This window comes from Polyangium sp. 6x1 (assembly GCF_029946515.1).
Lineage (GTDB): Bacteria > Myxococcota_A > Polyangia > Polyangiales > Polyangiaceae > Polyangium.
Genome location: NZ_JARZHH010000006.1, coordinates 111389 through 124019 on the forward strand (window position 1 = coordinate 111389; position 12631 = coordinate 124019).

Here is a 12631-nt window from a genome sequence, read left to right on the forward strand (position 1 = left end):
GGGCCGAGGACGCCATGCTCGCCGAGATCGTCCCCGCCGTCTTGCAAGAATACGGTGCGGCCGCGCGCTCGCGGCTCTTTCAATACATCCCGGCGCGCGAGCCGCGGCGCTGGCTTTACGACCTCGTGGCGGATTATCCGCAGCGCGGCGGCCGTGGCTTCCGGCCGAGCCTCTGCATCGCCACCGCCCGCGCCTTCGGCTGCCCGCCCGAGGACGCGCTCGACACGGCCGCGTCCATCGAGCTCTTGCACAATGCGATGCTCGTCCACGACGACATCGAGGACGAGAGCGAGCGCCGCCGCGGCAAACCCACGCTGCACGCGACGCACGGCGTCCCGATCGCCATCAACGTCGGCGACATGCTCGGGCTCCTCGGCCTCCGCCCGCTGCTCGTGAATTTTCGGACCCTCGGCCCGCGCCTCGCGCTGCGCATCCTCGAAGAGACCGAGCGGATGGCCTCGGAGACGGCCGAGGGGCAGGCCATGGAGCTCGGCTGGCGCCATGAGAACTCGACGCTGGTGCGCGAGGCCGATTATCTCGAAATGGTCCTCAAGAAGACGTGCTGGCTCGGGATGATCCACCCGATCCGGGTCGGCGCGATGATCGCCACGTTCGACTCGGTCGATCCCGACTCGTTCATCCGGTTCGGCTTCTTCCTCGGCGCGGCCTTCCAGATCCAGGACGACCTCCTGAATTTGACCGGCGACGAGAATGATTACGGCAAGGAGCTCGGGGGCGACATCCACGAGGGCAAACGGACGATGATGCTGATTCGCCTCTTCGAGGCGGGGACGGCGGAGGAGCGGGAGCGCCTCGGCCGTCTGCTCGCGCTGCCGCGGGCCGAGCGGACCCGCGAGGAGATCACCTGGGTGCGCGAGCGGATGGATCACTACGGGTGCATCGAGTACGCGCGCGAGGTCGCGCAGGGGCTCGCGGGCGCAGCCTCGCACGAGTTTTCCCTGCTGTTCGGCGCGCTGCCGGACTCCAAGGACAAGCGGTTCATCGAGGCGCTGCCCCGCTGGGTCATCGAGCGGGCTTGACGGGCGGCCCGGGCAATACGACAACATCTCGGAGACGGACCATGCAAAAACCGCCCTTCAACATGGCGCGGGGCCTGTACCCCGCGATGCAGCTCATCCCGCCCTTTTATTTCAAGGGGGTGACGATGCGGGTCTTCCCGCTCCTCGCCGACATGGAGCGGGTGCAGCGGTTCGTCGACCAGTACATCAACAACATCGCCCCGGCCGAGGTCGGCAAGTTCCGGGTGTTCCTGCCGTACGTGTACTTGCAGCTCGTGCATTACGGCAAGATGTCGATCGACGCGGCGAACCTCGGCTGGATCGCGCAGCACGAGGTCAATTTCACGATCCCGCTCGCGTGGTACGAGGAGCAGGGGGCGAAGCTCGTCTTCAAGGACTGGATCTACCTCACGCCGTACGTCTTCGTCGACAACCCGCTCTCGATGACGACGGGGCGCGAGGTCTACGGGTGGCCGAAATCTCCCGGGTATCTCGTGCCGACCGTGCCGGGGTGGGTCGACGATCCCATGGCCCCGCGCCTGCTCGGCAAGGTGAGCACGCAGCTCTTTCCGCAGACGTACGCGGGCAAGAAGCTCGAAGAGCGCGCGATCGTCGAGTTCCTGCAGTCGCCGTCGCTCACGCCGTTCGAGTGCCCCCCGGACCTCAACCAGGCGTTTTACCCCTGGGCCGCGGCGCAGAACGTGGTGAACAGCGCGAGCCGCTGGCTGTCGAGCTGCGTCGACATCCTCTACGGAATGGGGATCCTGCACAAGCAGCCCGGCGCGACGCCCGCGAACGCCGTTCGAATGGCCCAGCAGCTCGCGCAGCTCATGGTCGGGCTCTACACGTCGAACCCCTACTGGACCGCGCTCAACCTGAAGCAGTTCCAGAGCGCCACGCAGCCGCACCTCGCCGACTACCAGGGGTTCGTCACGACGAAGCTGCTCATCGACGGGATCAACCAGGTCGGCTTCTTCGGCAACAGCCACCTCCTGCTCGGGGACATCACGGGCGGGTATCGGATCAACATCCACGGCTACTCCGATTTCCCCCTCGTCGACACGCTCGGGCTCAAGGTCGCGGGCGAGCCCACGCGCGGGCCGCACGGCGAGCCGGTGGATACGCTCGAACCCGTGTTCCCGTTCTGGCTCGATTTCGACATGAAATACCCGTGGGGCGAGGTGCTCGCGTGGCGCACGCCTTTCTCCTGCGGATGGAAGTGCGACGACTGGGTGCCGACGTCGCTCACGGCGCCGGAGCCCGAGCCCATTCCGCTCTTCAACACCTCGCGCGGCGTCCCGCTCGATCCCGTCACGGGGCCGTTTTATTTCCCGGACGCCACGGTCCGCGTGCTGCCGATGCTCGCCGACAAGGCGAAGCTCCAGGCGTTCTGCGACGCCTACCTCAACCATATGCTCGAGGGCACGGGGTATCAAATCGATGCCTGGGGCACGTACGTGTACATGATGGCGTCGAGCGTCGACGAGGTCGGATCCGCGACGAACAATGTCGGCGTCTGGACGGACCGCGACATCGAGATCCTCCTGCCGGTGCTGTGGTACTTCGAAGGCGAGCTGCGCGGCGCCGCGATGATTCCGGTGTTCTCATACGCGAACCGGTCCGCGGCTGCGGTCTCGGCCTCGGAGGTCAGCGGCATCCCCACCTTGCCCGCCGTGCTCGCGAGCCCGGCCGATCGATGGATGGATCACGCCGGGCCCTCGCCGAAGACGCCGCAGCCCTTGCTCACCGTGCTCGCGGAGGTGCTGCCAGCGGTCGGGTACGGTCAGAAGGCCGAGCGGCACCCGGTCATTGAGATCATCCAGGGGTCCACGACGCCGCTCACCCCGACGAACAAGTTCCTCCTGAATGAGAGTTTTTCGGATCTCATGCAGCAGGAGTACGAGCGAAAGGTTACGACGGCCAAGGCGAGCCGCGTGGAGCTCGAAATGGCTCGCGCGCTGGCGCTCGGGCCTCTGGCGCTGAAGGGATCGCTCGACATCCTCACGTTGAAGCAATTCCGCGACGCGCAGGATCCGATCGCCGCCTGCTACCAGAGCGTGGTCCTCATCGAGCGCGTGCTCGAGCACGTCTTCGAAGTCGACGAGATCGAGCGGCGCCTGGAGGTCCGGCTGCACGAGTATCCGAGCCAGCCCATCGTGAAGACGCTAGGCCTGCACTGGAAGGCCGTGGACGTGAGTGGCCCAGCCGAGGTGTACGTCATCGAGCCCGTGCGCCCTTTCTGGGCTCGCGTCGCGATGCGGCAGCACCTCGGCCAGAACCTCGCGATGCGCGCAGGCAGCACACGCTGGATCATTCAGCCTCAAGAGAAGCTGCTCGGCTCACTCCTCGCGCAGCCGAGCCTCGGCATGGAGATGCTCGCCGACGTGGACACGGGCGAGCCGCGGCAAATCGCGTCGCGCGCGCGCGACATCTCCACATCGATGGTCGGCGCTCTTTCGCTGGTCAACAAGGCGCAGGCGCTTGCAGCGATCGATCCGCAAATGATCCTCGAGACGATGCTGAGCGGCGAATGGGAGGATCAGGGGGCGACGCTCTGGGAGGACGGCAAAAAGGAGATCATCCGGTCCCTCATCGCAATCCGCGCGATGACGGGCACAGACGAGGAGGCCGCGCGCTCCGCAGAGATCGCCTACCTCAGCAACGAGGTAGATCGGCGCATCCCCAAGGAGAGCCGTCTCCGCCTGCACGCGGAGGAGGCGCTGCAGCGCATCGCAGCCGCAGCACCTTCCGCAGGCGCCACGAGCAAAGATTTCTCCCTCGAACCAACACTCGCGTTCTTCTCGCCAGGCTCGTCCGCGACGACGCCAGCCTACACCGAGGCGCGCGAGCGGGTGATCCTGATCCTGGCAAAGGCCTGGCAACAGCCCGATTTCATCGCACCCTGAGCTCGCCAGGAGCCGCCGCGCCGGGGCGCTGCCCCGGGCCCCGCGGGGGCTGTCCGCCCCTCGACCCGGACCAGGGCCAGCCCTGGACCTCTGGGCATCGACTGCGCGAAGCGCAGTCGATGCGGGGAACATTTTTAAAGCTGTCCGCCCCCCTCTTTGCAGGACAAGCCCTGGACCTTTTGGGGAAGAACTGCGCGATGCGCAGTTCTTCCCACAGGCCGTTGGTGCGGTTGAACCGTCAGCGCTGCAGTCTTGGCTGGCAGGGTCGCCGCTGGTCTTGACTCGGTCCGTTCGATGAACTGCGCATTGCGCAGTTCATCGACCCCGGGTCCAGCGCTTGCGCTGGTCCGGGTCCAGGGGTGGACAACCCCTGGTCGGGCCCGGGGTGAAACCCCGGCGCTACGCTCCCTCCAGCACCCTCTTCACAAGGCGCCGAAGGCTCCATCGGCTGTGAACGTGGAGCCGCTGCAGAACGAGGACTCGTCGCTGCCGAGGAAGAGCACGAGGTCGGCGATCTCCTCGTTCGTGCCATAACGACCGAGGGGGATCATGCTCGTGAACTTGTCCTTCACGGAGTGGGGTGCGTCGGGGGCTGCCAGTCGCTCGATCGAGCGCATCATGCGGTTGTCGACGGCGGCGGGGTGGATCGAGTTCACGCGCACGCCGCTGGGCGAGAGCTCGAGGGCGGCTGAGCGCATGAGGCCGGTCACTGCGTGCTTGCTCATCGCGTAGGCGCTGAGGCCGGCCATGCCTGAGAGGCCGAGGACCGACGAGTTCACGATGATGCTGCCTTTGCCTTGCTTCACCATCGGCGGGGCGCCGTGCTTCAGGGTGAAGAACGTCCCGCGCACGTTCACGCGATAGATCTCGTCGAGCTCCTCTGCTGTGACGTCGGTGATCGGCTTGACGACGCCTTCGACGCCGGCATTGGCGAAGACGATGTCGAGACGGCCGAATGCGTCGAGACACGACGCGACCGCGCGCGCCACGTCCGCCTCCTCGGTGATGTCGCCTGTCGCTGTGGCGACCGACGCGCCGTGCTGCGCCACGGCGTCTCGCAGCGGCGCTTCCTGGCGGGCGAACGCGAATACGCGCGCGCCTTCCCGAACGAACTTGTCGATCGTTGCTTTCCCGATCCCGCCCGTAGCTCCCGTGACGAGCGCCACCTTGCCCTCGATTCGACCCATGGGGACGACCTCCTTCGTTTGCGGATCCACCCGGAAAAACCGCGTTTGCCCGAGTCTATGCCCATCTGCCGCGTTTTGGAAACAGCGGGACGACGGCGCGCGATCGATCAGGCGCGCCTCTGCGAGCGGTACCACGCAATCGCATCCCGCAACGTTTCGTCAAGCGGGCGGACACCTTCTCCGAAGCGCGTCGTGGCGATCGGGGGGCCCATCGCGTAGGCGTCGAGCACGAGCAGCAGCGAGAGCGATGGGAGCGGCGAGGGCCGGCCGCCGAGCGAGAGCGCGGCTTCCATCCAGAAGGCGCTTGCGGCGGAGAGCCGGGCCGAGGCGCGCAAGGGCGGAGGCCTGACGCCTGCGAGCTGGCAGATGCGCGCGGCGAGGGCGTCGGCGGGGACGTCGTGGCCCGTGATTGGGATGGGCGTGCCGAATGCCTCGGCTTCGAGGGCGCCGCGGATCGCCGCGGCGGCGTCGCGGATGTCGATGACGTTGACGACCCGCCGCACCGTGGCGAGGACGCGGGCTGCGAGGAGCTGGGGGACGAGCGCGAGCTCTTCGGGTTTGTCGTCCCAGGGGCCGAGGAAGGCCGTGGGATTGGCGAGGACGGCGGGCAAGCCGTGGCGCACGGCGTCGAGGACCATCCCCTCCATGTGCGCCTTGACGGCGAAGTAAGGATGACTCTGCCTGCGGAAGCTCGTCTCGAGCGCGGCGAGGCTCGATTCCGCGCGGGGCAAGGTCGTGAACGAGCCGATGTACACGAGGCGCGCGCCGCTCCGGAAGGCCGCGTCGAGGACGGCGCGCATGCGCGTCGCGGCATACCGGAGCGGGTCTCGTTCGGCCGGCGACTGCGGGGCGAACCGGTGGATCGGATAGGGCGCCGCGGCGTCGACGAGCACGTCGTGGCCGCGGGCCCACGCGTCGAGCTGGCCCGGCGCGTCCGCGTCGCCGATGGCGAGCTCGACGTCGAGGCCGGCGAGGCTCGCGGGGTTTGCTCGGCGTGTCGCCGCGGTCACGTGGTAGCCGTGGGCGAGGAGGTCGCGCGCCATCGCCTGGCCGATGTGCCCGGTGGCGCCGAGGACGAGGGCACGGGGGCGTTCGCCGCTCGGTTGCATCGACCGCGGAAACCACGCCGGCCCGGCGGCGTCAAGCACCCCGCGTTCGGCGCGGAGGACGCTGCGATGAGACTACCCACGTGGCAGCGCCGTGCGTTACGATGGTCCCCCTCATGCGCGCGGTCAGCCTCAACATCACCGTGGGTCATCGGCAGGACGAGCCCCGGGAGCTCTACAAGTTCGCCACGATGGCGAGCATCGCCTGCGGAGGCCCCGGCGTCGACGAGCGGTCGATCAAGCGCGCAATCCAGCAGGCGAAGGAGTCGTGGGCGAAGATCGTCGCACTCGTCTCGTTCCCCACGCACGGCGGCGCGATCTCGCCTTCGGTGGAACCGGAGGAGGTGCGAAGCGCCGTGCGGGATCAGTGTACGGCGATGCTGCGCGTGGCCGAGTGGCAAGGCGCGCGGATCTTCGCGGTGAAGGCGACGGATCCGCTGCTGCTCGTGGCGACGGCGAACCGACACGTGGCCGACGCGATCCTCGACGGCGCGTTCGAAGGCCTGTCGATGGACGTGCCGGTGATCGGCCCGTTCGAGGGCACGATGCTCGACTACGTGCGCACAGGCGGGCTCGATTATCTGCGAGAGGCGTACGCGGATCGCGGCTACCGCGCGGATGGGACGTTGATCCCGGAGGGCGAGCCAGGCGCGTGGGTCGACAATGCGGCAGCAGCCGCGGAGAACGCGCTGCGGCTGGCGAGGACGAGCCGCTTCGACGCGATCGGCGTGCGCGGCGAGGGGCCACTCGCCGTGGAGCTGGCAGGGGCGGTGCGGACGGCGCTGGAGAGTCAGGGGTTGCTTTCGCGGTAGCGGTCGCGTCGGGGAGCGTCGCGCCGGGGCGCTGCCCCGGGCCCCGCGGGGGCTGTTCGCCCCTCGACCCGAACCAGGGCAAGCCCTGGACCTCTGGGCATCGACTGCGCGAAGCGCAGTCGATGCGGGGAGAGTTTTTAAGCTGTCCGCCCCCCTCGTTGCAGGGCAAGCCCTGGACCTCAGGGGGAAGAACTGCGCAACGCGCAGTTCTTCCCACAGGCCGCCGCTGCACCGCGTCGCCCGTTGAAACGTCAGCGCGGCTGTCTTGGTTGGCAGGGTCGCCCGTGGTCTTGAATCGGCCCGTTCGATGAACTGCGCGGAGCGCAGTTCATCGACCACGAGTCCAGGGCTGGCCCTGGTCCGGGTCCCGGGGCGGACAGCCCCGGGTGGGGCCTGGGGCAACGCCCCAGCGCAGCGGCATCGACATGAGACCCATGCTCGGCTCACGAGCTACAGCGGTCGCATCGCGAGCTACAGCGGTCGCTCCGCGAGCTACAGCGGTCGCTCCGCGAGTTACAGCGGTCGCTCCGCGAGCTACAGCCGTGATGCCGTGATGGGAGCAGGCGGCGCTCCGACGCGCAGGGGTGGCTGCGGGGCAGGACGAGGTGCCGAGCGGACGAGCGCAGGTGGTTCCCGGTCGTCCGCAGGTCCGTTACGCTGCGCCGCATGACAATCGATCTCGACAAGATTCCGAAGGCGAGGCGGCTGAAGCTCATTGCATTGGGCGAGCAATTCGGATCGCAGGACACGCTGGATCAGGCGAATCAGACGCTCGCGGCGTACGAGAAGCATGGGGCGCAGGTCAAGACGTCGGGTTTTGGATCCAAGCACGCGTCGGGGCTCGCCGATGCGCGCGATGGGCTCCTCTCCGCGGGTGTGGGGCGCGAGGCGGCGAAGGGCAAGAAGAAGGTGACCGGGGAGGCGTACGTCAAGGCGTACAGCCAGGCGACGACGGCGCGGCTTTCCGCGCGCGCGGTGCTCGCAGGGGTCAAGGAGGACCTGGAGGCGAGCGAGGAGCCTGCAATCGCTGAGGCGCTGGCGACGGTCACGGCTGCATTGCGGCAGACGCGGTCTGCGGCAAAAAAAGCGGAGCCGTTGGCGCAACAGCTCGCGCTCCTGGTGGACACGCTGAAGCACCTGGAGGTCGCCGCTGTGGCTGCGGAGCAGGGCGGGCCTGAGGCTCTTTCGGACCTTCAGGCATCGATCCCGACGCTCCGAAAGGCCGACCAGGAGGACGTCGGCGTGCGCGGGACGCCGGTGGAGACGGAGACGCTCGATCTCCTCGACGGGATCATCGTCGAGCTCGTGCGAAGGGCGCGGCGCGCGGCGTTGGCTGCGTCGAAGCGGCTCGGGAACCCGGCGATGGCCGAGGCGTTCAAGCTCGACAAGTTGTATCGGTCGAAGGGCGCGGCGGCGGTGGAGGACGAGGGGAACGAGGACGAGGAGGCCGAGGAAGTCAAGGGGAACGAGGGGAGAGGCTGAAAATACGCCGGTGCGTCGGGCACGTGGTTCGACCGACGAGGAGGGTGAGCGCCGCTCTCGTGGCGGCGCTCACCCTGGAATGCGTTGGATCTTGAGGACCCGCGCTCGCTGGGCTGACCGCCCGGCGAGGTACCCGCCGTATCCGACCTGCCACCGCCAATCAAGCAGTGGTCGACGGACGGCACGCTAGAACGAATCCTATACGCCCTTGCCGGAGACTTACGGGACCGCGGTCAGATCGACATGAGCGCGGTCCCCTTCTCCGTGAGGTACGATGATGGTGCCATGACGTCCCAGTTCAATATCAATCTCGGCTTCGACAAGCTTTTCGAGATGATCCAGAGCTACTTTGGGCCCGGCGTTATCCGTCGGAAATCCGAAGCGGAAAACGCGGCCAGGCTCTCCGCTGCAAGGACGGACATCGAGGTGCGGAAGCTCGGCGTCTCGGCCGAGTACGAGGAGAAGAAGGCCCGCCTGCTTGCCGAGCGCGACTTCCAACAGTTCGAGGAGCAGTTCCGCGCCAAGGAACTGCCTCCGGTGGTCGAAGGGGAGATCCTCGACGACGTGCCGATCGTCTGGGTCCCCGAGCCGGAGATCGTGGTGGCCGAGCATCGGAGCCCGCTCCAGTACGTCGAGCACAAGCGGCTCAACAATATCAAACAGGTGACGACTCAGGCGGTGGATGCTCTCAAAGGGCTCCCACCTCACCAGGAAGTCTCCGAAGAGCCCGTCGATCCAGACTGGACCGCGAGATTCTTTGATTCGGTGAAGGACGTCTCGAACGCGGACATGCAAAAGCTTTGGGGGAAACTTCTCGCGGGAGAGATCGCAAACCCTGGAAGATTCTCTCTTCGTACGCTTGACGTGCTCAAGAATCTAACTTCGGCCGAGGCACAACGTTACCATCACTATCTGCAATTTTGCACGAATCAGGCCGACATCGTCATTCCAGAGCTGCCCCCATCCAATGAGTTCTCCCTATATCGAGGACGATTGGACGGCTTGGTCGAATGTGGGCTATTACATACAGCCAAAGAGTCTCTATACGGCATCGACAACAAGAACATAAAACTTTCGTACCGCAACAAAATAATTCACATCACCGTTTTATTCAAGATTCCGACGAACCCCGCGAACTTGTGGAGCACCGTCACGTATCGACTCACCAGAACCGGCATCGAATTGGCCAATCTTGACTTACCTCCTGCAAATGAGGCTTTCGTTCAAGCAGTATGTGAGTCCGCCAGGGCTAGAGGGTACACTGTAGAGGTGGTTGAAAACCTTCCTCCTTCCGAGCCAACGGGTGAGGAAAAGCCTCCCTCGTCCACCTGAAGACGGTTCGTCCTAGGCCGTTGGTCCTGGACGAACCGTAGGTTTGCCCGTGTAGCCGTGGGCAAACGATTCGTCTTGACCGGCCGGCGAGCGGGCGCGTAGGCTCGCTCTCATGAAGGCAGTACAGTTCCTGTCCGTCGGCGCATCGGGTCTCGTACTGTTCGCCGTCTCCCAGGCTCTCGCAGCAGACCCAACGAAGGACCGCGATCCAGGCGACCAGATCTTCTATCCGACGCCCATCGCGTTCGAGGTCGGTCCAGCCGTGCAGATCGGCGGACCTCACCCGTACCCGATCAGCGTAGGCGGGCGCGTCGGGATGCACGGCAGGATCCATCGGTACTTCTCGCTGGGCGGAGACGTCACCTTCGTCCAGACGGTCCGGAAGGCGGAGGTATTCGGAGCGCCGGTTGGCGGTTCCCATTTCCGCATCGGGGCTCGCGTCTGCACTCACGCCAAGATGATGTTCTTCTGCCTCGCTGGAGCGATGGCAGGCATGACCGTCGTGAGTGCCAACAACATCGCCAGCGGCGGTTTCCCGAACGACGTCCACTTCCTCCCGATGCTCGGAATCGGAGCCGAGTTGCGGCTCAACGATTGGTTCGCCATCAAGCCCATGATGGAGGGCGGGCCGATGATCGGAGTGCCCGTCACGATGGTCGATAATCAACCGGAACGGGTCTACGAACCGTTCCCGCTGTTCGGCACGCTGTCGATCAATTTCGCCATCACGCTACCGACGATGCTCAAACCCGGGGAGAAGCCGCAATGAGAACCTTATCGGTTGGCGTCTTGGCGGCGTTCGCGATGCTCTCGATGGGGTGCGAACGCAAAGTCGCAAGCGCTTACTCGTGTCCTCATCCGGATTGGGCTCACGTCGATCACGAGGGGCATTCCGATCCCTGCCATGTCGTGAAACCTCCGGCTCCTGAACCCGAACCGTGCCCAGGCGATTGCCTTCCGATCGGACCGGCTGGGTTTCGTCGAGAGCCGCTGCTCCTCTGGACCGGAGACGCTTCCTCCGTGGACCCGGGCTGTCCCGATCACGCGAAGGGCGAGTACTGGACCGGGAACACGGGACTCGTCGCGTCGCCGGATTGCCCCCTCTGCACGTGCGGGCCCTCGGAATGCGTGCTGCCGGTCGGCATCGCGGCTTCCCCCGGGCAGGTCTGCGGAGGGCCTTTCACGGACCTGCTGGCACCGGAGCCGTGGGACGGCTCGTGTACGTCGCCCATGACGGTCGACCCGGGGACGTTCGGCTCCGTCGTGATCCCTCCGCCGATGGCGAGTGCGTGCGAGGTCGTCGAGGTGCCGCCTCCCCCAAAGGCAGGCGGAGACTTCTCGTGGACGACGCGAGCGCGGGCCTGCGATGGGCTCGTGCAGGGGCGATGTGACGCGTCAGACCTCATGTGCAGTCCGACCGCCAAGCCCCCGCCTCCGGGCTTCCAGCAGTGCATCGCGTACACGGACCCGGTCGACGAGGTCGCGCTCCCGACGTGCCCCGAGGCCTACCCGGAGCAGCTCGTATTCTACGCGGACGTGGACGACCAACGGAAATGCACGCCGTGCGAGTGCGACGAACCGCTCGGCAACGCATGCATCGCGCGGGTGTCGGTCTTCCAAGACCCTACCTGCGGAGGGCAGCCGATGCCGCTCTTCGAGAACTATGCGATCGGGCTGGGAGACGGCGTCTCGTGCATCGCCGCCATGGGAGGTTCGTCGCTTGGGGCGTTCTCGGCCTCCTGGGGCGTCAACGAGCCCGGGGCCTGCGCTCCAAGCGGAGGCCAGCCGTACGGCGAAGCCATACCCGCCAAGCCGAAAGTCTTCTGCTGTCAACCGGTGGCGACGGAGTAAAGCCTCGACAGCTCGACGGGGTTTAGGACGCCGTTCCGCCACGAAAAATGACGATGTGACCACCGGCGTTCATTTCCGGGCCTCCTCCGCACTCTCCTTGCAACGGTGCACGATATATTCCACGTGTCCCGGAGCCGAGCCCTTGCAAAGCCTCGCAATCGAGGCAGCTCCGCTCACGCGACGCCGTTATACCTCCGTCAACGCGTACATATCGAGGTCTTCCTCGACGTCCTTGAATCCGGCACACGCTGCAAAACAACTTTGCATCAAAGCAGCCATTCCTTCATCGACCTGCCTTCTCCGCCCCGCCCGCCGACAAACCACCTCTATCACAACGGGGCGGAAGCCTCACCCCTTCCCCGCTGCCCGCCGCGCCCGCTCTGCCTCCGCCATCAGCCGCCCATAATCGAGCCGTTCGAGCGCCGCGCGCGCCTCGGCCAGGCTCTCGCCCGCGACCGACGCGCCGAGCCCGAGGACGAGCCTGCGCGCGAGCTCCTCGCGGCGCAGCGGGCTGCCACGCAGGAGGTCGAGCGTCACGAGGCCGGAGGACCGCGCGACCTCGAACAAACCTTCCCGCGCCGCGGTGCGGGCGCGGTTCTCGAAGAGGCGCTTCAGCGTGGGCTCGGGGATCGCGCGTCGTTCGAGCACGAGCACGAGCAGCGCGACACGCTCGATCCCGCCGCGATCGAGGCCCGTGGCCATGGGGTCGAGCTCCAGCGGATCGGCGGGCTCGATCGCGAGGTCGCGACAGAGGTCTGCGAGCTTGGCCCGCGCGACGTCGACGTCCAGCGCGGCAGGCTCGAGCTCCGCGAGGACCTGGCCGAGTGCGGCGAGGATGGGCGCGAGGTCGAGAGGTACGCTTTCCGGCAGGAGGTGCGCGTCTTGCGCGGACGGCGCGGCGGGCGCCTTTGCGGTCCAGTTTTTCAGGAAAGACAT

Annotated in this window: 10 protein-coding genes; 7 read left to right on the forward strand and 3 right to left on the reverse strand. The window is 66.6% G+C overall.

The window, feature by feature from the left end; genetic code table 11:
• The first annotated feature begins 14 nt into the window (after window positions 1-14).
• Both QHF85_RS09015 and QHF85_RS09020 read left to right on the forward strand, forming a co-directional pair.
• The gene (locus QHF85_RS09015) at window positions 15-1040 is read left to right on the forward strand and encodes a polyprenyl synthetase family protein (protein WP_281326686.1); all 1026 of its coding nucleotides are present in this window, start codon (window positions 15-17) and stop codon (window positions 1038-1040) included.
• 41 nt (window positions 1041-1081) lie between these two features.
• Window positions 1082-3925, forward strand: a complete 2844-nt coding sequence (locus QHF85_RS09020) for a hypothetical protein (protein ID WP_281326687.1) — start codon at window positions 1082-1084, stop codon at window positions 3923-3925.
• A 422-nt stretch (window positions 3926-4347) separates the two neighbouring features.
• On the opposite strand, the gene QHF85_RS09025 is transcribed toward QHF85_RS09020, so the two are convergent.
• Both QHF85_RS09025 and QHF85_RS09030 read right to left on the reverse strand, forming a co-directional pair.
• Window positions 4348-5112: a glucose 1-dehydrogenase gene (locus QHF85_RS09025; RefSeq protein WP_281326688.1), complete on the reverse strand. Its 765-nt coding sequence runs from the start codon at window positions 5110-5112 to the stop codon at window positions 4348-4350.
• Window positions 5113-5219: 107 nt separating this feature from the next.
• The gene (locus QHF85_RS09030; RefSeq protein WP_281326689.1) at window positions 5220-6221 is read right to left on the reverse strand and encodes an NAD-dependent epimerase/dehydratase family protein; all 1002 of its coding nucleotides are present in this window, start codon (window positions 6219-6221) and stop codon (window positions 5220-5222) included.
• A gap of 113 nt (window positions 6222-6334) precedes the next feature.
• Here QHF85_RS09030 and QHF85_RS09035 point away from each other — a divergent pair, with 113 nt between their 5' ends.
• The 5 genes from QHF85_RS09035 (at window position 6335) to QHF85_RS09055 (ending at window position 11695) form a co-directional block, all read left to right on the forward strand.
• On the forward strand, window positions 6335-7030 hold the full coding sequence (locus QHF85_RS09035) for a LamB/YcsF family protein (RefSeq protein WP_281326690.1): 696 nt from the start codon (window positions 6335-6337) through the stop codon (window positions 7028-7030).
• 666 nt (window positions 7031-7696) lie between these two features.
• A complete protein-coding gene (locus QHF85_RS09040) occupies window positions 7697-8512 on the forward strand; it encodes a hypothetical protein (RefSeq protein WP_281326691.1) in 816 nt (271 codons plus the stop codon).
• Window positions 8513-8797: 285 nt separating this feature from the next.
• A complete protein-coding gene (locus QHF85_RS09045; RefSeq protein ID WP_281326692.1) occupies window positions 8798-9844 on the forward strand; it encodes a DUF2806 domain-containing protein in 1047 nt (348 codons plus the stop codon).
• Window positions 9845-9956: 112 nt separating this feature from the next.
• Window positions 9957-10613 carry a hypothetical protein gene (locus tag QHF85_RS09050; RefSeq protein WP_281326693.1) on the forward strand — a complete coding sequence of 219 codons (657 nt, stop codon included), beginning with the start codon at window positions 9957-9959 and terminating at the stop codon, window positions 10611-10613.
• Window positions 10614-10864: 251 nt separating this feature from the next.
• Window positions 10865-11695 (forward strand): hypothetical protein, encoded by an 831-nt coding sequence (locus QHF85_RS09055; RefSeq protein WP_281326694.1) that lies wholly within the window; start codon window positions 10865-10867, stop codon window positions 11693-11695.
• 348 nt (window positions 11696-12043) lie between these two features.
• Here the strand turns inward: QHF85_RS09055 and QHF85_RS09060 are convergent, their stop codons facing one another.
• On the reverse strand, window positions 12044-12631 hold the full coding sequence (locus tag QHF85_RS09060) for a hypothetical protein (protein ID WP_281326695.1): 588 nt from the start codon (window positions 12629-12631) through the stop codon (window positions 12044-12046).